The 21,460-nt window shown below is 53.8% G+C and carries 17 protein-coding genes, 3 tRNA genes and 1 pseudogene; 6 read left to right on the plus strand and 15 right to left on the minus strand.

The annotated features are described in order from the left end of the window. Positions 1 to 32: 32 nt before the first annotated feature. The 8 genes from ACOTYB_RS05940 to nagB all read right to left on the minus strand — a co-directional run bounded on the left by ACOTYB_RS05940 (position 33) and on the right by nagB (position 6,472). A tRNA-Gln gene (locus ACOTYB_RS05940) sits at positions 33 to 107 on the minus strand. Between the two features lie 23 nt (positions 108 to 130). Further along, a tRNA-Leu gene (locus ACOTYB_RS05945) sits at positions 131 to 215 on the minus strand. Between the two features lie 8 nt (positions 216 to 223). After that, positions 224 to 300: transfer RNA gene (locus tag ACOTYB_RS05950), tRNA-Met, on the minus strand. Between the two features lie 225 nt (positions 301 to 525). Beyond that, on the minus strand, positions 526 to 2,190 hold the full coding sequence (gene asnB, locus ACOTYB_RS05955) for an asparagine synthase B (protein ID WP_003858669.1): 1,665 nt from the start codon (positions 2,188 to 2,190) through the stop codon (positions 526 to 528). A 250-nt stretch (positions 2,191 to 2,440) separates the two neighbouring features. Beyond that, positions 2,441 to 3,193 carry a ribonucleotide monophosphatase NagD gene (nagD, locus tag ACOTYB_RS05960; RefSeq protein WP_003858667.1) on the minus strand — a complete coding sequence of 251 codons (753 nt, stop codon included), beginning with the start codon at positions 3,191 to 3,193 and terminating at the stop codon, positions 2,441 to 2,443. Between the two features lie 45 nt (positions 3,194 to 3,238). Continuing rightward, on the minus strand, positions 3,239 to 4,459 hold the full coding sequence (gene nagC / locus ACOTYB_RS05965; protein ID WP_003858665.1) for a DNA-binding transcriptional regulator NagC: 1,221 nt from the start codon (positions 4,457 to 4,459) through the stop codon (positions 3,239 to 3,241). 8 nt (positions 4,460 to 4,467) lie between these two features. Next, entirely contained in the window at positions 4,468 to 5,616 is a 1,149-nt protein-coding gene (nagA, locus tag ACOTYB_RS05970; protein ID WP_045350550.1) for an N-acetylglucosamine-6-phosphate deacetylase, read from the minus strand. Between the two features lie 55 nt (positions 5,617 to 5,671). Next, positions 5,672 to 6,472 (minus strand): glucosamine-6-phosphate deaminase, encoded by an 801-nt coding sequence (nagB, locus tag ACOTYB_RS05975; RefSeq protein ID WP_409248779.1) that lies wholly within the window; start codon positions 6,470 to 6,472, stop codon positions 5,672 to 5,674. A gap of 325 nt (positions 6,473 to 6,797) precedes the next feature. Here nagB and nagE point away from each other — a divergent pair, with 325 nt between their 5' ends. The 4 genes from nagE (at position 6,798) to chiQ (ending at position 12,803) form a co-directional block, all read left to right on the plus strand. Then, positions 6,798 to 8,747, plus strand: coding sequence for a PTS N-acetyl glucosamine transporter subunit IIABC (gene nagE, locus ACOTYB_RS05980; RefSeq protein ID WP_003858662.1), 1,950 nt, complete (start codon positions 6,798 to 6,800; stop codon positions 8,745 to 8,747). A 169-nt stretch (positions 8,748 to 8,916) separates the two neighbouring features. Further along, positions 8,917 to 10,584 carry a glutamine--tRNA ligase gene (gene glnS / locus ACOTYB_RS05985; protein ID WP_023315634.1) on the plus strand — a complete coding sequence of 556 codons (1,668 nt, stop codon included), beginning with the start codon at positions 8,917 to 8,919 and terminating at the stop codon, positions 10,582 to 10,584. Between the two features lie 447 nt (positions 10,585 to 11,031). Continuing rightward, positions 11,032 to 12,429, plus strand: coding sequence for a chitoporin ChiP (chiP, locus tag ACOTYB_RS05990; RefSeq protein ID WP_023315635.1), 1,398 nt, complete (start codon positions 11,032 to 11,034; stop codon positions 12,427 to 12,429). Positions 12,430 to 12,476: 47 nt separating this feature from the next. Continuing rightward, positions 12,477 to 12,803, plus strand: a complete 327-nt coding sequence (gene chiQ, locus ACOTYB_RS05995) for a ChiQ/YbfN family lipoprotein (RefSeq protein ID WP_045342298.1) — start codon at positions 12,477 to 12,479, stop codon at positions 12,801 to 12,803. A 91-nt stretch (positions 12,804 to 12,894) separates the two neighbouring features. Here the strand turns inward: chiQ and fur are convergent, their stop codons facing one another. The 4 genes from fur to ybfF form a co-directional block, all read right to left on the minus strand. Continuing rightward, on the minus strand, positions 12,895 to 13,341 hold the full coding sequence (fur, locus tag ACOTYB_RS06000) for a ferric iron uptake transcriptional regulator (RefSeq protein WP_003858655.1): 447 nt from the start codon (positions 13,339 to 13,341) through the stop codon (positions 12,895 to 12,897). A gap of 291 nt (positions 13,342 to 13,632) precedes the next feature. Beyond that, positions 13,633 to 14,163, minus strand: a complete 531-nt coding sequence (gene fldA, locus ACOTYB_RS06005) for a flavodoxin FldA (protein WP_003858653.1) — start codon at positions 14,161 to 14,163, stop codon at positions 13,633 to 13,635. A 155-nt stretch (positions 14,164 to 14,318) separates the two neighbouring features. Next, positions 14,319 to 14,606 carry a LexA regulated protein gene (gene ybfE / locus ACOTYB_RS06010; RefSeq protein ID WP_003858652.1) on the minus strand — a complete coding sequence of 96 codons (288 nt, stop codon included), beginning with the start codon at positions 14,604 to 14,606 and terminating at the stop codon, positions 14,319 to 14,321. Between the two features lie 128 nt (positions 14,607 to 14,734). Continuing rightward, entirely contained in the window at positions 14,735 to 15,508 is a 774-nt protein-coding gene (gene ybfF / locus ACOTYB_RS06015; protein ID WP_047054205.1) for an esterase, read from the minus strand. 183 nt (positions 15,509 to 15,691) lie between these two features. Between ybfF and seqA the strand changes: the two genes are divergently transcribed. Together seqA and pgm are read left to right on the plus strand one after the other, a co-directional pair. Then, the gene (gene seqA / locus ACOTYB_RS06020; RefSeq protein ID WP_003858650.1) at positions 15,692 to 16,237 is read left to right on the plus strand and encodes a replication initiation negative regulator SeqA; all 546 of its coding nucleotides are present in this window, start codon (positions 15,692 to 15,694) and stop codon (positions 16,235 to 16,237) included. 24 nt (positions 16,238 to 16,261) lie between these two features. Then, positions 16,262 to 17,902, plus strand: coding sequence for a phosphoglucomutase (alpha-D-glucose-1,6-bisphosphate-dependent) (gene pgm / locus ACOTYB_RS06025; protein ID WP_409248780.1), 1,641 nt, complete (start codon positions 16,262 to 16,264; stop codon positions 17,900 to 17,902). A gap of 103 nt (positions 17,903 to 18,005) precedes the next feature. Here the strand turns inward: pgm and potE are convergent, their stop codons facing one another. From potE to ACOTYB_RS06040, 3 genes and pseudogenes are all read right to left on the minus strand, one after another. Continuing rightward, positions 18,006 to 19,319, minus strand: coding sequence for a putrescine-ornithine antiporter (potE, locus tag ACOTYB_RS06030; protein ID WP_003858648.1), 1,314 nt, complete (start codon positions 19,317 to 19,319; stop codon positions 18,006 to 18,008). Beyond that, a pseudogene (gene speF / locus ACOTYB_RS06035) lies at positions 19,316 to 21,379 on the minus strand (ornithine decarboxylase SpeF); the annotation flags it as partial. The pseudogene speF and the gene potE, both read right to left, overlap by 4 nt. 15 nt (positions 21,380 to 21,394) lie before the next feature. Continuing rightward, on the minus strand, positions 21,395 to 21,460 hold a 66-nt coding region (locus ACOTYB_RS06040; protein ID WP_421765773.1), incomplete at its 5' end, for an IS1 family transposase.

A 21,460-nucleotide genomic window follows, 5' to 3' on the forward strand; every position in this document is an offset into this window, starting at 1 on the left:
ATACCGCGGAGAACCGCATGATCGAAGAAATATGGCTGGGGTACCTGGATTCGAACCAGGGAATGCCGGTATCAAAAACCGGTGCCTTACCGCTTGGCGATACCCCATCCGTGCAACGCTTACCTGGGAATGGTGCGGGAGGCGAGACTTGAACTCGCACACCTTGCGGCGCCAGAACCTAAATCTGGTGCGTCTACCAATTTCGCCACTCCCGCAAAAAAGATGGTGGCTACGACGGGATTCGAACCTGTGACCCCATCATTATGAGTGATGTGCTCTAACCAACTGAGCTACGTAGCCATCTTTTTTTCGCGTTACCTTATCGGCGTTGCGGGGCGCATTATGCGTATAGACCCTTGCAGCGTCAACACCTTTTTCAATGAAAATAGCCGGAATGTGACTGTTTGGTTAGGTTGCGAACAGTGAGGCCGAATATTCGACAATTATTGGTTATTAATCGATTTTATGCCGGGAAAAGAGAGGCAAAAAAATCAGGCCCCGGAGGGCCTGATTATAGTCTGGACATTATTTATAAGCAGACTGGTGAACGCCCACCGCGCGTCCTGACGGATCGTTCATCGCTTTGAAGGATTCATCCCATTCAATGGCTTTAGCAGAAGAGCAGGCGACCGAAGGACCACCCGGTACGCACTCGGCTGCGCTTGGAACCGGGAACAGCTCCTCAAAGATCTCACGGTACAAATACGCCTCTTTCGAGGCTGGCGTGTTGTACGGGAAACGGAAGCTCGCAGTTTCCAGTTGTTGATCAGAAACCTGTTTCGCCGCCACCTCTTTCAGGGTGTCGATCCAGCTGTAGCCTACGCCATCGGAGAACTGCTCTTTCTGACGCCACGCCACGCTCGCCGGCAGGTAGGATTCAAAACATTCACGCAGGATATGTTTCTCCATTTTGCCGTTGCCGCACATTTTGTCCTGTGGGTTGATGCGCATCGCCACATCGAGGAATTTCTTATCGAGGAACGGCACGCGGGCTTCCACACCCCAGGCGGACATCGCTTTGTTGGCGCGCGCGCAGTCAAACATGTGCAGCGCCTGTAGCTTACGCACCGTTTCTTCATGCAGCTCTTTGGCGTTTGGCGCTTTGTGGAAATAGAGGTAACCGCCAAACACTTCGTCAGAACCTTCGCCGGAGAGCACCATCTTGATGCCCATCGCTTTGATCTTCCGCGACATCAAATACATCGGCGTGGAGGCGCGAATGGTGGTCACATCATAGGTTTCAATGTGATAGATCACATCGCGGATCGCATCCAGACCTTCCTGTACGGTGAAGTGAATTTCATGGTGCACCGTGCCAAGATGGTTCGCCACTTCCTGGGCGGCTTTCAGGTCAGGTGCCCCTTCCAGACCCACGGCAAAGGAGTGCAGCTGTGGCCACCAGGCTTCAGAGCGCTCCTGATCTTCCACGCGACGTGCGGCGAATTTCTTGGTGATCGCGGAGATCACGGAGGAGTCCAGACCGCCGGAGAGCAGTACACCGTAGGGGACATCTGACATCAGGTGGCTTTTCACTGACTCTTCCAGCGCCTGACGCAGTTCGGCTTTGTCCGTCACGTTGTCTTTCACCGCTTCATAATCAAACCAGTCGCGCTGGTAGTACGGGCGGATCTCGCCGTCCTGGCTCCACAGGTAGCTACCTGCCGGGAACTCTTTGATGGTGCGGCATACCGGTACCAGGGCTTTCATTTCTGAGGCAACGTAGAAGTTACCGTGTTCATCGTGTCCCATGTACAGCGGGATAATACCAATATGGTCGCGGCCAATCAGGTAAGCGTCTTTTTCGCTGTCGTACAGGGCGAAGGCGAACATACCTTGCAGGTCGTCGAGGAACTCCGGGCCTTTCTCCTGATACAGCGCCAGGATCACTTCGCAGTCTGAGCCGGTCTGAAACGCGTAGCGATCGCCGTACTCGGCGCGCAGCGCCTGATGGTTGTAAATTTCACCGTTAACAGCCAGAGCGTGCGTTTTTTTCTCGTTATACAGCGGCTGTGCGCCAGCGTTGACATCAACAATGGAGAGACGTTCGTGAGCCAGAATCGCTTTATCGCTGGCGTAAACGCCTGACCAGTCCGGACCGCGATGGCGCATCAGGCGGGACAATTCGAGTGCTTTTTTACGCAGTTCGCCCGCGTCAGTTTTAATATCCAGTACGCCAAAAATAGAACACATAACCTTCTCCGTTAACCCTGTTGCGTTGTGATGTTGCTTGCTTATGAAAATGCCGCAAAAAGGGGAGGGGGCGCAAGCGTTTTACCGATGAAAACGTAAAAAGTGCAATGGCAATTGCCGAATCTTAAAAAAAGTGTATGCCTTAAGCAATTATATTGATGATTTCTCAATGAAGAGCTGATTTCGTTAGATGAAGTGATGTTTTCAGACAGCAGAAATGAAAAACCACGCCCTGAGGCGTGGTTCTGAATCAAATAACGTCGATTTCGTCGACAGAGGGGTAAATCCAGCTTGGCCGGAACGGCATCGTATCAATGTCATCAAGCTGTGAAACGCCAGAAAGCACCAGGATGGTTTCAAGCCCCGCCTGGAAGCCAGCAAGAATATCGGTACGCAGGTTGTCGCCCACAATGACGGTTTCTTCTGAGTGTGCCTGCATCGTATTCAGTGCGGCGCGGATAATCCACGGGCTCGGTTTACCGACAACAAACGGCTTACGGCCCGAGATTTTTTCGATACCGGCACACAGCGCACCGCAGGCGGGATAAAAACCGCGACCGTGCGTGTCCGGGTTGGTGGCGATAAAACGCGCACCGTTGGCGACAAAGTAGGCTGCCTTATGCATCATCTCCCAGTTAAAGGAGCGCGTTTCGCCCACGATGACAAAGTCCGGGTTCACGTCGGTGATGGTGAAGCCCGCTTTATACAGCTCGTGGATCAGCGCACCTTCGCCAACGACATAGGCTTTTTTGCCTTCCTGACGCTTCAGGAAATCCGCGGTCGCCATCGCAGAGGTATAAAACACGCTGTCCGGGACGTTGACGCCCGCAGTAGCAAAGCGGTTTGCCAGATCCTGACCAGTCTGTGAAGGGTAGTTCGTGAGAAGAACCAGTGGCATTCCTTTGTCGATGATGCGGTGAAGAAACTCCGCAGCACCCGGCACGGCAACGTTGTCGTGCATCAGCACGCCGTCGATATCACAAATTACATTCTTAATGGTCATGGACAATCCGACATCAAAAAAAGAAGGCGTTACTATAAGATCCGATCAGGATTCCAGCAAATGTTGCAGCAGGATCCCGTTCAGCATGGCACGTTTTACCAGGGCGAATGCGCCAATTGCCGAGCGGTGATCGAGCGTAGATCGCACCACCGGCAAATTCTGGCGAAATGCCTTCAGCGCCTGGGTATTGATGCAGCCTTCAATGGCGGGCAGTAACACTTTTTCGGCTTCAACGATCTCGCCGGCAATCACCACCTTTTGCGGATTAAACAGGTTGATGGCAATGGCGATGGTCTTACCCAGGTGGCGTCCTACCTGTTCGATCACTTCGCAAGCCAGCGCATCGCCTTTGTTTGCCGCTTTGCAGATGGTGCCGATCTTACAATCGTCCAGCGTGACGCGGCTCTGGTAACCCTGCTCCAGCAGATGGCGAACGCGATGTTCAATGGCGGCGTTGGCGGCAACGGTTTCAAGACAGCCAAAATTACCGCAGTGGCAACGCTCGCCAAGCGGTTCCACCTGGATATGACCAATCTCGCCTACGTTACCGTTACGACCAATAAAAATGCGGCCATTCGAGATGATGCCCGCACCTGTACCACGGTGAACGCGCACCAGAATAGAGTCTTCGCAGTCCTGGCTCGCACCAAAGTAGTGCTCCGCCAGCGCCAGCGAGCGAATATCGTGACCAACAAAGCAGGTCAGCTTGAAGCGCTTTTCCAGCGCCTCAACCAGCCCCCAGTTCTCTACCTTAATATGCGGCATGTAGCGAATAACGCCGCTTTCCGGGTCAACCAGGCCGGGCAAAATCACCGAGATGGCGATGAGTTCACGGATCTTGCGCTGACAGCTTTCGATAAACTGCGCAATGGTATTCAGTAACGCATGTTCAAGCGTCTCCTGCGTGCGCTCAGGAAGGGGGTAATGCTCTTCGGCAATGGCCTTGCTGCTCAGGTCGTAGAGCGTAAGCGTGGTGTCATGACGTCCTAAGCGAACGCCAATGGCCTGAAAATTGCGGGTTTCCGTGACGATGGAAATCGCGCGGCGGCCCCCGGTGGAGGCCTGCTGATCGACTTCTTTGATCAGGCCGCGCTCAATAAGCTGACGTGTAATTTTTGTCACGCTGGCGGGAGCAAGCTGGCTTTGTTCGGCTATCTGAATGCGTGAGATTGGCCCGTGCTGGTCAATCAGGCGATAAACTGCCGCGCTGTTAAGTTGTTTAACGAGATCGACATTACCGATTTGAGCTTGTCCGCCTGGTGTCATACTTTTACTTACTCAGTGACGACCTCGTTACCATTAACGATGGTCTTAATAATTTTATAATCGTGTGTGAACGCCGTCAGGTTTGCAACCATACCTGGCGCAATACCACCGAGCTGTTTATCGACGCCAATGGCGCGCGCCGGATAAAGCGTGGCCATGCGCAGCACTTCCTCAAGCGCGATGCCGCAATGTTCAACGAGATTACGTACCCCTTCGATCATCGTCAGAGAAGAACCGCTCAGCGTGCCGTTCTCATCCACACACAGTCCATTCCGGTAGTATATTGTTTTACCAGCAAAAATGAACTGGTCAATATTCGCTCCTGCCGGAGCGGTAGCATCCGTCACCAGGCAGAGCTTGTCGCCTTTCAGGCGTTTGGCGTTGCGGATGTTGGTGTAATCGACATGCAAGCCGTCGGCGATAATGCCGCAGTAGACGTCTGGTTCATCCAGAATTGCGCCAACCAGTCCCGGTTCGCGGCCAGTAATATAGGGCATCGCGTTATAAAGGTGTGTGGCAAATGTAATGCCTGCGCGGAAACCGGCCTTCGCCTCTTTCAGCGTCGCGTTCGAATGGCCCGCAGATACCACAATCCCGGCGGCGGCCAGTTTGCTGATAACGTCCGTGCCGGTCATTTCCGGGGCCAGCGTCACTTTGGTGATCACATCGGCATTGGCGCACATGTAATCCACCAGCTCGGCATCCGGTTTGCGCACGTAGTTTGGGTTATGGGTGCCTTTCTTGACCATATTCAGCCAGGGCCCTTCCAGGTGCAGGCCCAGCGCCTGATTCGGATGTTTTGCCAGGTATTCGCGCATGACGCGGATACCCTGTTTCATCAGGTCATCGCTGCTGGTGATCAGCGTTGGCAGATAGCTGGTGCAGCCCGATTTCTCGTTGGCTTTCTGCATAATTTCCAGCGTTTCAACCGTCACCGCTTCTGGGGTATCGTTAAACTGGACACCGCCGCAGCCGTTAAGCTGTACGTCGATGAAACCGGGGGAGATTACAGCTCCATTGAGTGAACGCTGTTCGATCTCCGGCGGCAGTTCTGCCAGCGGGCAAACACGTTCAATCAGGCCATTGGCGATTACAATCGCATGGTCATCCAGAATTTCATGGCCGGTATAAATCCGACCGTGGGTTAAAGCGTACATATCGACCCCCGGTTAAAAAAAGCGACCGCCCCGGATAAAAGAGGCGGTTATTCAATTACAGACCTTTGATGTTCTCAGCTTCCAGCTCGTTGAAGTATTTCAGCGTTTTCACTTTCAGCTCCATGGTGGACGGTTCGTCACACACGACAACCGCTTTTGGATGCAGCTGTAAGCAGCTGATCGTCCACATATGGTTCACGTTGCCTTCAACGGCAGCCTGAAGCGCTTGCGCTTTCACCGCGCCCAGCACCAGAATCATCACTTCTTCGGCATCCAGCAGCGTGCCCACGCCCACGGTCAGCGCGTATTTAGGCACCTGATTGACGTCTCCGTCAAAGAAGCGGGAGTTAGCCACGCGCGTATCATGGGTCAGCGTTTTAATACGGGTACGGGAAGCCAGTGAAGATGCCGGTTCGTTGAACGCGATATGACCATCGTTGCCTACGCCGCCCATAAACAGGTGGATTTTACCGTAGGAACGGATTTTTTCTTCATACTGACGGCATTCTGCGTCAATATCAGGCGCGTTTCCATTCAGCAGGTTAATGTTTTCAGCCGGAATATCAACGTGATCGAAGAAATTACGGTGCATAAAGCTGAGGTAACTTTCCGGATGTTCCTTTGGCAGGCCGACATATTCGTCCATGTTGAAGGTCACAACGTGTTTAAAGCTAACCTGGCCCGCTTTGTGCATTTCAACCAGAGCTTTATAAGCGGTCAGGGGCGTGCCGCCGGTTGGAAGACCGAGAACGAAAGGACGATCGGCTGTTGGTTTGAACGCGTTGATGCGATTAACGATATGACGAGCAGCCCATTTTCCGACTTGTTCAGCTGTTGCCAGGGGAATCAGTCTCATTATTCACCTCTAAAGTTTAAGTAAAAGTGGGCGGATGATTAGTGCAACCTGAACTAAGCGTAACCTGGAACCTTTCAGGCCGGATCAATCCGTCTTGATTTTTTGAATGATAAAATAAGTTTTCGTCGTTAGCCAGTGACAGGGAGGGTTTAATACGATATTTGGTGACAATAATCACAAAAAATAGGTGTTTAATTTGCGGTACGAATTAATTTTTCACACACTCACACTGCCAGTGAATCATCAACTGTATCTATCGTTCGTGACACAATAAAAACATAGTTTATGCGCGAGTCTTAACAAAGGGTCTCGTAGGGGGAATAGGATGAATATTTTAGGTTTTTTCCAGCGCCTCGGTAGGGCTTTGCAGCTCCCTATCGCCGTGCTACCGGTTGCAGCATTGCTGCTGCGATTCGGGCAACCCGATCTTCTTAACGTGCCGTTTATTGCCCAGGCAGGCGGCGCAATTTTTGACAACCTGGCGCTGATTTTCGCCATCGGTGTGGCGTCAAGCTGGTCAAAAGACAGCGCGGGTGCCGCGGCACTGGCAGGGGCTGTCGGTTACTTCATCCTCACGAAAGCGATGGTAACCATCAATCCTGAAATCAACATGGGTGTGCTGGCAGGTATCATTACTGGCCTGGTGGGTGGCGCCGTGTACAACCGTTGGGCAGGTATCAAACTTCCTGACTTCCTGAGCTTCTTCGGCGGTAAACGTTTTGTGCCGATTGCGACGGGCTTTTTCTGTCTGATCCTCGCCGCCATCTTTGGCTACGTTTGGCCACCGGTGCAGCATGCTATCCATGCGGGTGGCGAGTGGATCGTGTCTGCGGGCGCAATGGGCGCGGGCATCTTCGGTTTCATTAACCGTCTGCTGATCCCAACCGGTCTGCATCAGGTACTGAACACCATCGCCTGGTTCCAGATTGGTGAGTTCACCAACGCGGCCGGCGCGGTATTCCACGGTGATATCAACCGCTTCTACGCAGGCGACGGCACCGCGGGCATGTTCATGTCTGGCTTCTTCCCAATCATGATGTTTGGTCTGCCTGGCGCGGCGCTGGCAATGTACCTGGCTGCGCCGAAAGCGCGTCGCCCAATGGTTGGCGGGATGCTGCTTTCCGTTGCGATCACCGCCTTCCTGACCGGCGTGACCGAGCCACTGGAATTCCTGTTCATGTTCCTGGCTCCGCTGCTGTATCTGATGCATGCGATCCTGACCGGTATCAGCCTGTTCGTCGCCACCCTTCTGGGTATCCATGCTGGCTTCTCCTTCTCCGCAGGCGCCATCGACTATGTGTTGATGTACAACCTGCCGGCGGCAAGCAGCAACGTCTGGATCCTGATGGTGATGGGCCTGATCTTCTTCGTTATCTACTTCGTTCTGTTCAGCGCGGTTATTCGTATGTTTAACCTGAAGACGCCTGGCCGCGAAGATACGAAAGATGATGTTGTGACCAGTGAAGCCAACAGCAATACCGAAGAGGGTTTAACCCAACTGGCAACCAGCTACATTGCCGCTGTGGGTGGCACCGACAACCTGAAAGCGATCGATGCCTGTATTACCCGTCTGCGTCTGACCGTAGGTGACTCCGCGCGCGTGAGCGATGCAATGTGCAAACGCCTGGGTGCGTCTGGTGTGGTGAAACTGAACAAACAAACCATCCAGGTTATCGTGGGTGCGAAGGCCGAATCTATCGGCGATGAAATGAAAAAAGTGGTTGCCCGTGGGCCGGTCGCTGCCGCCTCAACGGATAACGCGCCAGTAGCTGACGCGCCGGTTGCAAAACCGCAGGCTGTGCCAAATGCGGTGACCATCGCTGCGCTGGTTTCTCCGGTGACAGGTGACGTTGTTGCGCTTGAACAGGTGCCTGACGAAGCGTTCGCCAGCAAAGCGGTCGGTGACGGCGTGGCGGTGAAACCAACGGACAAAACCGTGGTCTCTCCGGCTGCCGGTACTATCGTGAAAATCTTCAACACCAACCATGCGTTCTGCCTGGAAACGGAAAAAGGCGCGGAGATCGTTGTCCATATGGGTATCGATACCGTTGCGCTGAACGGCCAGGGCTTTACTCGCCTGGTGGAAGAGGGTGCTGAAGTGGCGGCAGGCCAGCCGATTCTGGAAATGGATCTGGACTTCCTGAATGCTAACGCGCGCTCCATGATAAGCCCGGTCGTGTGCAGCAACATCGACGACTTCAGCGGTCTGGTGATCCAGGCGCAGGGGCAGGTAGTTGCAGGCCAGACGCCACTGTATGAGATTAAAGGCAAGTAATCGCTCCTGAGTAGAGTTATGCCTTTAGCGGCGGGGGATATCCTCCGCCGCTTTTTTTTGCAGCAATTGCCCCCATTATTTTCTTCCGGGACGTTTTAAGGGTTGTCACTACGTCCGGCTTATAAGATCATATGCCGTTATACGTTGTTTACGCTTTGAGGAATCCACGATGAGTGAGGCAGAAGCCCGCCCGAGTAACTTTATTCGTCAGATCATCGATGAAGATCTGGCCAGTGGTAAGCACACCACAGTCCACACGCGTTTCCCGCCGGAGCCAAATGGCTACCTGCACATTGGTCACGCCAAATCGATCTGCCTGAACTTTGGTATTGCGCAAGATTACCAGGGGCAGTGCAACCTGCGTTTCGATGACACCAACCCAGTAAAAGAAGACATCGAATACGTTGAGTCGATAAAAAACGACGTGCAATGGCTGGGCTTCAACTGGTCTGGCGATATCTGCTACTCCTCAGACTATTTCGATCAGCTGTATGCCTACGCGGTTGAACTGATTAACAAAGGTCTGGCATACGTCGACGAATTGTCAGCTGACGAAATCCGTGAATACCGCGGTACGCTGACTCAGCCTGGTAAAAACAGCCCGTTCCGCGATCGTAGCGTGGAAGAGAACCTGGCGCTGTTTGAAAAAATGCGTGCCGGTGGCTTCGAAGAAGGTAAAGCGTGTCTGCGTGCCAAAATCGATATGGCGTCTCCGTTCATCGTGATGCGCGATCCGGTGCTGTACCGCATTAAGTTCGCTGAACACCACCAGACCGGTAACAAGTGGTGCATCTACCCGATGTACGACTTCACCCACTGCATCAGCGATGCGCTGGAAGGCATTACGCACTCTCTGTGCACGCTGGAATTCCAGGACAACCGTCGTCTGTACGACTGGGTGCTGGATAACATCACCATTCCTGTGCATCCGCGTCAGTACGAGTTCTCTCGTCTGAACCTGGAATACACCGTGATGTCCAAGCGTAAGCTGAACCTGCTGGTCACCGACAAGCACGTTGAAGGCTGGGACGACCCGCGTATGCCGACCATCTCTGGCCTGCGTCGTCGTGGCTACACCTCGGCGTCCATTCGTGAGTTCTGCAAACGTATTGGCGTCACCAAGCAGGACAACACCATCGAAATGGCGTCTCTGGAATCCTGCATTCGTGAAGACCTGAACGAAAACGCGCCGCGCGCGATGGCAGTGATCGATCCAGTGAAACTGGTTATCGAAAACTATCCGCAGGGCGGAAGCGAACAGGTCTCGATGCCTAACCATCCGAACAAACCGGAAATGGGCACCCGCGACGTGCCGTTCAGCGGTGAAATCTGGATCGATCGCGCCGACTTCCGCGAAGAAGCGAACAAGCAGTACAAGCGTCTGGTGCTGGGCAAAGAAGTGCGTCTGCGTAACGCCTATGTGATCAAAGCAGAGCGAGTAGAGAAAGATGCGGAAGGTAACATCACGACCATCTTCTGTACGTACGACGCAGAGACGCTGAGTAAAGATCCGGCGGATGGTCGTAAAGTAAAAGGTGTAATCCACTGGGTGAGCGCGCAGCATGCGCTGCCGGTTGAGATCCGTCTCTACGATCGTCTGTTCAGCGTGCCTAATCCAGGCGCTGCGGAGGACTTCCTGGCGGTCATTAACCCTGAGTCTCTGATTATCAAGCAGGGGTATGCCGAGCCGTCTCTGAAAGCCGCTGAAGCCGGTAAAGCGTTCCAGTTTGAACGTGAGGGTTACTTCTGCCTGGACAGCCGTTACAGCACGGCAGAAAAACCGGTATTTAACCGTACCGTCGGTCTGCGTGATACCTGGACTAAGATCGGCGAATAATAACGCTGCTCTGGTCAATGAGAAACAAACGCCGCGTAATGCGGCGTTTTTTTATTTAACGATCATGTCGTTAAGCATCGGGATAATCATTTAAACCCAACATTCCAGGTCAATGTGGTGCTACTTATTTTATTTAAAAAAAGTTTGTTGTTTTCCAAAAACAGAAACACTGAAAAATATATTCACAATATCAATGTTACTTACTGAAAATTAGCGCATTCCCCCGCCAGTACTCGCTTCCCGGTAAATGTTACAAAGCACTACGAAATATGTGCTCTTCGTCATAATCCTGACTTTTGCCTGATTAAAAGCATTGATAATTCGCGTCGCGAAAAATAACCTAAAGACGGTAGTTAATTCGAGGGTATTTCTGACTACCCCTGACCACTTGGTCTTTTCTGTTTTTCGCCGTTTAAGGCGTTTTAATTCGTCAAAGAGGAATAATCTATGCGTACGTTCAGTGGCAAACGTAGTGCGCTGGCGCTGGCTATCGCCGGTGTGACAGCAATGTCGGGCCTGGTGGTTGCGCCAGAGGCAAAAGCAGCAGGTTTCATCGAAGATTCCACCCTCACGGGCGGTATTTATTACTGGCAGCGTGAGCGTGACCGTAAAGACGTCACTGAAGATAAATACAAAACCAACCTTTCTCACTCGACCTGGAACGCCAACCTTGATTTCCAGTCGGGATATGCCGCCGATATGTTCGGGATCGATATTGCAGCGTTCACCGCAATTGAAATGGCCGAAAATGGCGACAGCGGCCATCCGAACGAAATTGCGTTCTCCTCCAGCAATAAAGCCTACGACGAAGACTGGTCCGGCGATAAAAGCGGAATCAGCCTGTATAAAGCGGCTGCAAAATTCAAATATGGTCCGGTCTGGGCGCGCGGAGGTTATATCCAGCCAACCGGTCAGACGCTGTTAGCGCCGCACTGGAGCTTTATGCCAGGCACCTATCAGGGGGCGGAAGCCGGTGCTAATTTTGACTACGGCGATGCGGGGGCGTTGAGCTTCTCCTATATGTGGACCAACGAGTACAAAGCGCCGTGGCACATTGAGATGGACAAGTTCTATCAGAACGATAAAAAAACCAAAGTTGATTATCTCCACTCGCTGGGAGCGAAGTACGACTTTAAAAACGATCTGGTGCTGGAAGCTGCATTTGGTCAGGCTGAAGGCTATATCGATCAGTACTTTGCTAAAGCCAGCTACAAATTTGATATCGCGGGTAGCCCGCTGAGCACCAGCTATCAGTTCTACGGTACGCGCGACAAGGTCAGTGATGGCAGCGTAAATGATATCTATGACGGCACCGCGTGGTTACAGGCGCTGACCTTCGGCTACAAGGTAGGTCAGGTTGATTTGCGTCTGGAGGGAACATGGGTCAAGGCAGAAGGGCAGCAGGGCTACTTCCTGCAACGTATGACGCCTACCTACGCCTCCTCTAACGGTCGTCTGGATATCTGGTGGGATAACCGCTCTGACTTTAACGCCGACGGCGAAAAGGCGGTCTTCTTCGGGGCAATGTATGACCTGAAAAACTGGAACCTGCCCGGCTGGGCAGTGGGAGCATCCTACGCGTACGCCTGGGATGCGAAGCCCGGGGATATGGCAACGCCAGACGCGTACTACGATCCAAACTACCGTCTGAAAGAGTCTTCATACAGCCTGGATGCGATTTACACCCTTCAGGAGGGCCGTGCGAAAGGCACGATGTTCAAACTGCACTTCACCCAGTATGACAACCACTCCGATATCCCGAGCTACGCGGGCGGCTACGGCAACATCTTCCAGGATGAACGTGACGTGAAATTCATGGTCATTGCGCCATTTACAATCTTCTGATGAACACGCTGGCGGGCGAGATCCCGCCAGCATGGAGACTGCATATGATGAAAAAAATGGTAATCGTTGCGCTGCTGGCATCGGGGCTGGTGGCGTGTGCGCAGGATCAGGCGCAGAAAGAAGACTCCCGTCTGAAGGAGGCGTATAGCGCCTGCATCAATACCGCACAGGGTTCACCTGAGAAGATTGAGGCCTGTCAAAGCGTGCTGAACGTGCTGAAAAAAGACAAAACCCATGAGCAATTCGCCACGCAGGAAAACGTTCGCGTAATGGATTACCAGGCCTGTATTCAGGCGCGTAAAACCGGTAACGATCAGGAAGTGGCGAAGCGTTGCGATAAGATCTGGAACGAGATACGCAATAACAATAAATAAGTTGCTTTACGCCCGGTGGCGCAGCGTCACCGGGCTTTTTTCAGGCAAAAAAAAGCCAACCTCACGGCTGGCTCAGAGTATGAACACTCACTTATTTTGCGTCGTGCGCATGTTCATTTTCGCGGCAATCACCTTCAGCACAGTGACCGTACAGGTACAGGCTGTGGTTGGTCAGGCGGATGCCATGACGGGCGGCGATTTCACGCTGGCGTGATTCAATGGAATCATCGCTAAATTCAATGACCTTGCCACAGTCGAGGCAGATCAGGTGATCGTGGTGGTGCTGCTGAGTCAGCTCGAACACGGATTTACCGCCTTCGAAATTATGACGAGTAACAATGCCCGCGTCATCAAACTGGTTCAGCACACGATAGACGGTTGCCAGCCCAATCTCTTCACCCATATCGATAAGACGCTTATAAAGGTCTTCCGCACTGACATGGTGATTGTCTGGCCCCTGAAGCACTTCAAGGATTTTTAACCGAGGAAGCGTTACTTTCAGGCCAGCTTTCTTTAATGCGGTATTGTTGTCAGTCATGCGGAATCTGTCCTGTTGCTAAACGATTCACTTCCAAAGAAGAAGTGACAGAAAATGCACTTGGGATAATGCGTCTCATTATAGAACTGCCATGGCTAAATGAAAACTGCAAGTCTCAAGCAAAGTATGCTTATAAAAACGTGGTATCACCAACAAACTTGTTCGATGGCACCCACTTTTTACCAGGGGGATATTGTACAGGTCTGGGCGAAAAAGTTAAAAGTTTGTAGCAATTAATTTAATCGGTTTTACCTGGAAAACGGGCGCAACCGGAGTTGCGCCGCAGGGATATCAGGCGTTAAGGATATCGTCCAGGTTCAGCTCTTCACGAACCTGCTTAACCCATTTTTCTACACGCTCAGCGGTCAGCTCTGGCTGACGGTCTTCATCAATGGCCAGGCCAACGAAGTGATCGTCATCTGCCAGACCTTTGGAAGCTTCGAAATGGTAACCCGCCGTTGGCCAGTGACCGACGATCGCCGCACCGCGTGGCTCAATGATGTCGCGAATAGTGCCCAGCGCATCACAGAAATACTCAGCATAGTCTTCCTGATCGCCACAGCCAAACAGGGCAACCAGCTTGCCGTTGAAGTCTACTTCTTCCAGCGTCGGGAAGAAATCGTCCCAGTCACACTGTGCTTCACCGTAGTACCAGGTGGGGATGCCCAGCAGCAGGATGTCATAGCCCTCGAGATCTTCTTTGCTGCTCTTGGCGATGTCATGCACATCAGCAACGTCTTTACCGAGCTGTTTTTGAATGTTTTTTGCGATATTTTCAGTATTGCCGGTATCACTGCCAAAGAAAATGCCGATGATTGCCATGAGTAAAATAACCTCTTGAAACTTAATGGTATGGTGGCGCAAATTGTCCACGGATAAGGGCAATAATAGCAGAACAGGCAACCCTGCGGAAACAGCTATCACGCAGGACTGCACTCTGTGCTACATGAAAAAGGTAATATTGGGGATTTTCTGACTCACGCCTTGCCGCGTAACGTCTCAAGCTGGGCGATCAGCATCTCTTCGATCAGTTCGCTGCGGCTGATGTTGCGCGCGTCAGCTAATTCGTTAAGCGCATCGACGGCATCGGCATTCAGCTTCAGTTCGACACGCTTAAGCCCACGATTTTTATCGCGTTTAAGCTGGTTGCGTTTATTGATACGCAGCTGTTCATCGCGCGAAAGCGGATTCGTTTTCGGTCGTCCCGGTCGACGCTCATTCGCGAACAGATCTAGTGTCGTACGGTCCGTTTGTTCTTTGGCCATGATTCTGAGACTTCGGGGGAAACACGCCGCCCTGCTAATGCCCGGGCGATAAGCGCGCCATCATACATCACCCAAATCCACACGCCAACGACTGGAAGCCCGTCGTCTTCTGGTCGCTGGCTTTTTAATCAATTCGCTGTATCAGTAAGATAGCGGCGAATGGCGCGCAGGACGGCATCCGGTTTTTCCGCGTGGACCCAGTGCCCGGCACCCGCAATGACGTGAGCGCGAGCCTGCGGGAATTGCGCCAGCAGCGCGTCACGGTACGCGTCAGTGACGTAAGGGGAGTTGCCGCCGCGAATAAAAAGGGTAGGGTGCGGCCAGGCGGGGACGGCTTCCCAGCCCACAATATGCGAATACTGATCCCACAGCACCGGGACGTTAAAGCGCCATTGCCCGTCAACAAACGATTTCAGCAGGAACTGGACCACGCCTTCTTCATCAAGATGCTCGCGCATAACGGCAGCCGCCTGTTGGCGGGTTGCGACACCCGCTTCGGTGACCGCATTGATGGCGGCAAAAATCTCATCGTGACGGCGAACGTCGTAATTGACGGGCGCAACGTCGATGACCACCAGCCCGGAAATTCGCTCAGGTGCCAGCGCAGTGAGCGCCATCACCGCTTTACCGCCCATTGAATGCCCGATAAGCGTCGCTTTCTGAATATTATTCGCATCGAGGGTGTCCCGCAGATCCTGCGCCATGGCTGCGTAGGTCATCTCATCCGAGCGCCCTGAAAGACCGTGATTGCGCATATCAACCTGGAGGATCTCGTGATCGGTCACTAAATCGCGCGCCAGCACACCCAGATTATCCAGGCTACCAAACAGGCCGTGAACCAGTACGATGGGAGAATTATTGTTCGGCGATTGTGCAGTTTGCGCTCGGGTATTCAATTTCATGGCAAAGTTCTTTTTTTAGGTTTGTCAGGTTAGGGTATCATGTTGACCATTCTGCCGCCCGGGGGCAAGGATCCAGTTTAATCTGACTTTTGCCGCCAACCTGGTTTGACGCTATCCGCTGTTGGGATTTGACCTTATAATCTCAACGACTTGTATTCAGATAAGATATCGCACTGGATTAAGATGAAAACAATCGAAGTTGATGACGAACTCTATCAGTATATTGCCAGCCAGACGCGGCATATTGGGGAGAGCGCGTCCGACATTTTACGGCGCATGCTTAAAATTTCCGCCGCCTCACAGCCCACTCCTGTCACTAAAGATGTCGTGTCTCAGCCGAGCGTTGTTGCACAAGTAAAACCTGCCGTCATGCCGGCAAAGGACAAAGTGCGCGCGATGCGCGAGCTGCTGCTGTCCGATGAATATGCCGAGCAGAAAAAGGCCGTTAACCGCTTTATGCTGGTGCTGTCTACACTTTACTCACTGGATAACAACGCATTTGCAGAAGCGACAGAGTCGCTGCACGGTCGCACGCGCGTTTATTTCGCAGGCGACGAGCAGACCTTGCTGCAAAATGGCAACCAAACCAAACCCAAACACGTTCCCGGTACGCCATACTGGGTGATCACCAATACCAATACGGGCCGCAAGTGCAGCATGATCGAACATATCATGCAGTCCATGCAGTTCCCGGCGGAATTGATCGAAAAGGTTTGCGGTACAATTTAACCCTTGCATCAGAAGGACCAGGCAATGGCAAATCACAGCCGTGCAGGACAACCTGCGCAACAACGCGATTTGATTAACGTCGCTCAACTGACCGCGCAGTACTACGTGCTGAAACCGGTGGTGGGCAACGCAGAACACGCAGTGAAGTTTGGTACATCTGGCCACCGCGGCAGCGCGGCGCGCCACAGCTTTAACGAACCGCACATTCTGGCCATTGCTCAGGCCATCGCGGAAGAGCGCGCCAAAAATGGCGTCACCGGTCCGTGCTATGTAGGGAAAGATACCCACGCCCTGTCTGAACCTGCTTTTATCTCCGTGCTGGAAGTGCTGGCGGCGAACGGCGTAGACGTGATTGTTCAGGAGAACAACGGTTTCACGCCAACGCCTGCGGTGTCTAACGCTATTCTGGTACACAACAAAAAAGGTGGCGCGCAGGCTGACGGCATTGTGATCACCCCGTCCCACAACCCACCGGAAGATGGCGGCATCAAGTACAACCCACCAAACGGTGGCCCGGCGGATACCAACGTCACGAAAGTGGTGGAAGATCGCGCCAACGCGTTACTGGCTAACGGTCTGAACGGCGTGAAGCGTATCTCACTGGATGAAGCCATGGCCTCCGGCCACGTGAAAGAGCAGGATCTGGTTCAGCCGTTCGTGGAAGGGCTGGCGGATATCGTCGATATGGCCGCTATCCAGAAAGCCGGTCTGAAGCTGGGCGTGGATCCACTGGGCGGCTCCGGTATTGAATACTGGAAACGCATTGCCGAGCACTACAAGCTGGATCTGACCATCGTGAACGATCACGTCGATCAGACCTTCCGCTTTATGCACCTGGACAAAGACGGCGCGATCCGTATGGACTGCTCCTCCGAATGCGCAATGGCTGGCCTGCTGGCGCTGCGCGACAAGTTCGATCTGGCGTTTGCTAACGACCCGGACTACGACCGTCACGGTATCGTCACCCCGGCTGGGCTGATGAACCCGAACCACTACCTGGCTGTGGCCATTAATTATCTCTTCCAGCACCGTCCGCAGTGGGGCAAAGAGGTCGCGGTGGGTAAAACGCTGGTCTCTTCCGCCATGATTGACCGTGTGGTCGATGCGCTGGGCCGCAAGCTGGTGGAAGTGCCGGTGGGCTTCAAGTGGTTTGTTGACTGTCTGCACGACGGCAGCTTCGGCTTTGGCGGTGAAGAGAGCGCGGGGGCATCCTTCCTGCGCTTCGACGGCACCCCATGGTCAACCGATAAAGACGGCATCATCATGTGCCTGCTGGCGGCGGAAATCACCGCGGTCACCGGTAAGAACCCGCAGGAACATTACAACGAGCTGGCGGAACGTTTTGGTGCGCCAAGCTATAACCGTATCCAGGCTGGCGCCACGTCTGCGCAAAAAGCAGCTCTGTCAAAACTCTCTCCGGAGATGGTCAGCGCCAGCACCCTGGCAGGTGACCCGATCACCGCGCGTCTGACGGCGGCACCGGGTAACGGCGCATCCATCGGCGGCCTGAAGGTGATGACCGAAAACGGCTGGTTCGCCGCGCGTCCATCCGGTACGGAAGATGCGTACAAAATCTATTGCGAAAGCTTCCTCGGCGCTGAGCATCGTCAGCAGATTGAGAAAGAAGCGGTAGAGATTGTCAGCGAAGTGCTGAAAAACGCGTAAGTGGTGTTTGGTGCGGGCTGATGCCCTCACCCCGGCCCTCTCCCACGGGGAGAGGGAGAAAACACTAAAAACGGCAACCTCAGGGTTGCCGTTTTGCTTTTACCTAACTGTGCTTGTTCTTCAATTCAAATCTCGGCGACACCAGACCGTACAGCGTCCAGCCCATAAAGGTCACCATCGCACCATACAGCATCGCTTCCTGGCCGGAGGAATAGAGCGCATAGAAGCTGTAAATTGCACCAATCAGCGCCACAATATTGGCCGCACGGGCTTTGCGCGGATCAACCTTCGCCACCTTCTGAATAATCACCAGCGCCGCCATCGACAAAATGTACGGAATGATGTTCGTCACCACCGCCAGGTTGACCAGCACGTTAAACTGGCTGTTCAGTGACGGGCTGATGGTCATCAGCGACAAACCACTCTGGAAGATGACAATCGCCAGCATCCCTTGCACTGGCGCATCCGCTTTGGTCACGCGGGAGAAGATTTTCGGGAAATAACCTTCGTCAGCCGAGGATTTAAACACCTGAGCGATGGTGAACTGCCAGCCCAGCAGCGAGCCGCAGCAGGACATCACCATCAGTCCCATGATCACTTTCCCTACCTCCGGCGTAAACATCTGCGCAAACGCCAGCCCGAACGGCGCCGTGGAGTTGGCCAGATCCATGTTGGGCACAATTCCCGCAATCACGTTGGTCGAGACGATATAGATCACCGCCGCCCCCAGCGTCCCGCCGAGTACCGCGATCGGCACATTTTTCTCCGGGTTTTCCACCACTTCCGCATTCGCACAGGCTGACTCCAGCCCGAGGAAGGCCCACAGCGTCATGGCGATGGACGATCCCACGGCAGTGAAGAACGGTACGTGATGCGGATTCCAGGAGTTGGCGTACAGGGTCGGGCTGAACCAGAACCAGCCGATGATGCACAGGCCGACAACCGGGATGATCACGCCCCAGACGGTAATGCTGCTAAGTTGTCCGGTGATGCGCGCGCCGCCAAAGTTGGCGACGGTACAGATCCACAGCACGCCGATGGTTGCCAGCCCAATCTGCACCGGGGTCAGCGTCGCACCAAACAGCTCCGTACCGTAACCGACAGCGGAAATGGCAATCGCCACGTTGGCGATCAGCAGCGACACGCCGTAGGTATAGTTCGCCATAAAGTTACCGGACTTACCGAACGCATATTCGGCATAGCCACCCATCCCGCCGGACTTGCGGCTGAACATTCCGCACTTGGCAAAGGCCCATGCCAGCGCCATCGAACCCACGGCGGTAACAAGCCAGGAGATAATCGAAATCGTCCCCACTTCAGCGAGCTTGGTGGGCAGCATGATGATCCCCGAACCCATCATATTCACCATGGTGAGAATAGTGAGTTGCACCACGCCCATCTTGTTGGCCTTACTCATAATTTTTCTCCTTTCAGCAGCGATGGCTGAGCGGCAGGTTGTTTGATGACGTAGCAGCGCACCTGTTTTCGACCGTCACACTCCTCGACGTAAACCCCCTGTAACTCCGGCGCAAAGCCCGGCAGCAGATTGATCCCGTCTTCCAGCGCGGCGAAGTAGCGCAGCACGGAACCGCCCCAGACTTCCCCCGGAACCACGCACAACACCCCCGGTGGGTAAGGCAGCGCGCCTTCCGCGGCGATACGGCCTTCCGCGTCGCGCAGGGACACCAGCTCGACCTCACCGCGCAGATAGGCATAGTTCGCCTCCTGCGGGTTTATCATGACGCGCGGGAAGTGAGACCTGCGGAACATCTCTTTTTGCAGCTGCTTCACGTTATGGCGGGCATAGAGGTCGTGCATCTCCTGACAAATCTGACGCAGGGTATAATCCGCATAACGTTCCGGATGTTGCTTATAAAGAGAGGGCAGAACCTCTTTCAGCGGCACATCGCTCTGGAGCAGTTTTTCGAAGCGCACCAGCTGGGCGACGAGCTGCTGCAATTTGCCCATGTCCTCCGCCGGGGTCAGCAGGAAGAGAATGGAGTTGAGGTCGCATTTTTCAGGCACGATGCCGTTTTCACGCAGGAAGTTTGCGAGGATGGTGGCGGGCACGCCGAAATCATCGTACTCGCCGGTGCGGGCGTTGATGCCTGGCGTGGTCAGCAGCAGTTTGCAGGGATCGATAAAATACTGATGCTCGGCATATCCCTCAAAGGCGTGCCAGCGTTCGCCCGGAACAAAATGGAAGAAGCGCAGATCGGTAGCAATCTCTGCCGTATCCCAGCTATCCCATGGACGGCCATCCACCGTCTCTGGCACGAACGGACGAATAAACTGACAGTTCTGAAGGATCAGTTTCCGTGCTTCGATACCGGTCACCACGCAGTCCATCCACATGTTGCGCCCACTTTGCCCCTCGTGCATGCGGGCGTTGATATCCAGGGCGGCAAACAGCGGATAGAACGGGCTGGTGGAGGCGTGCATCATAAAGGCGTTGTTGAGGCGCTTATGCGGGACATAGCGCGCCTGGCCTTTTATATGGCTGTCCTTCTTATGGATTTGCGAGGTTTGCGAGAAGCCCGCCTGCTGCTTATGCACCGACTGGGTAACCAGAATGCCCGGATCGTTTTCGTTCAGCTCCAGCAGCAGCGGTGAGCAGTCGGCCATCATCGGGATAAACTGCTCGTAACCCACCCAGGCGGAGTCAAACAGAATGTAATCGCACAGGTGACCAATCTTATCCACCACCTGACGGGCGTTATAAATGGTACCGTCGTAGGTGCCCAGCTGGATCACCGCCAGACGGAAGGGACGTTCATCCCGCGCGCGACTAGGCGCGACCTCTGACACCAGTTCCCGCAGGTAACTCTCGTCGAAACAGTGTGCGTCAATACCGCCGATAAACCCGTACGGGTTGCGCGCTGTTTCCAGATACACCGGCGTCGCGCCTGCCTGTAACAGTGCTCCGTGGTGATTAGATTTATGGTTATTGCGATCGAACAGCACCAGATCGCCTGGCGTGAGGAGGGCATTGAGCACCACTTTGTTGGAAGAGGAGGTGCCGTTCAGCACGAAGTAGGTTTTATCCGCATTAAAGACTTTTGCCGCATGCTGTTGGGCGATGCATGGCGCGCCTTCATGGATCAGCAGATCGCCCATTGCCACGTCGGCATTGCACAGATCGGCGCGGAAAAGCGTTTCGCCAAAGAAATCGACAAACTGGTTTCCGGCCGGATGGCGGCGGAAGAACTGGCCTCCCTGATGTCCGGGGCAGTCAAACGCACTGTTCCCCTGCTGGACGTAATCGACCAGCGCGCGGAAGAACGGCGGGCGGAGCTGGGTTTCGTACTTCTGCGCAGCCGCTTCAAGCTGGCGTCCGTAGTACGCATTGCTGGTGTCGGAGTACTCAAAAACGCCGTGAATACGCGACAGAAATTCAGCCGGAACCCTTTCTTCTTTATGCGTGGCAATAAACACCGGAATACCGAATCCCGTGGCTTCTATTTCTTCTATGGCGCCGGTAATGACTCCAACTTACTGATAGTGTTTTATGTTCAGATAATGCCCGATGACCTTGTCATGCAGCTCCAGCGATTTTGA

The organism is Enterobacter cloacae complex sp. IR5450, assembly GCF_049238665.1.
Taxonomy (GTDB): domain Bacteria; phylum Pseudomonadota; class Gammaproteobacteria; order Enterobacterales; family Enterobacteriaceae; genus Enterobacter; species Enterobacter hormaechei_C.

Coding starts and splice junctions, on each gene's coding strand:
- asnB (WP_003858669.1), bottom strand. CDS start 2,190: ATGTGTTCTATTTTTGGCGTACTGGATATTAAAACTGACGCGGGCGAA.
- nagD (WP_003858667.1), bottom strand. CDS start 3,193: ATGACCATTAAGAATGTAATTTGTGATATCGACGGCGTGCTGATGCAC.
- nagC (WP_003858665.1), bottom strand. CDS start 4,459: ATGACACCAGGCGGACAAGCTCAAATCGGTAATGTCGATCTCGTTAAA.
- nagA (WP_045350550.1), bottom strand. CDS start 5,616: ATGTACGCTTTAACCCACGGTCGGATTTATACCGGCCATGAAATTCTG.
- nagB (WP_409248779.1), bottom strand. CDS start 6,472: ATGAGACTGATTCCCCTGGCAACAGCTGAACAAGTCGGAAAATGGGCT.
- nagE (WP_003858662.1), top strand. CDS start 6,798: ATGAATATTTTAGGTTTTTTCCAGCGCCTCGGTAGGGCTTTGCAGCTC.
- glnS (WP_023315634.1), top strand. CDS start 8,917: ATGAGTGAGGCAGAAGCCCGCCCGAGTAACTTTATTCGTCAGATCATC.
- chiP (WP_023315635.1), top strand. CDS start 11,032: ATGCGTACGTTCAGTGGCAAACGTAGTGCGCTGGCGCTGGCTATCGCC.
- chiQ (WP_045342298.1), top strand. CDS start 12,477: ATGAAAAAAATGGTAATCGTTGCGCTGCTGGCATCGGGGCTGGTGGCG.
- fur (WP_003858655.1), bottom strand. CDS start 13,341: ATGACTGACAACAATACCGCATTAAAGAAAGCTGGCCTGAAAGTAACG.
- fldA (WP_003858653.1), bottom strand. CDS start 14,163: ATGGCAATCATCGGCATTTTCTTTGGCAGTGATACCGGCAATACTGAA.
- ybfE (WP_003858652.1), bottom strand. CDS start 14,606: ATGGCCAAAGAACAAACGGACCGTACGACACTAGATCTGTTCGCGAAT.
- ybfF (WP_047054205.1), bottom strand. CDS start 15,508: ATGAAATTGAATACCCGAGCGCAAACTGCACAATCGCCGAACAATAAT.
- seqA (WP_003858650.1), top strand. CDS start 15,692: ATGAAAACAATCGAAGTTGATGACGAACTCTATCAGTATATTGCCAGC.
- pgm (WP_409248780.1), top strand. CDS start 16,262: ATGGCAAATCACAGCCGTGCAGGACAACCTGCGCAACAACGCGATTTG.
- potE (WP_003858648.1), bottom strand. CDS start 19,319: ATGAGTAAGGCCAACAAGATGGGCGTGGTGCAACTCACTATTCTCACC.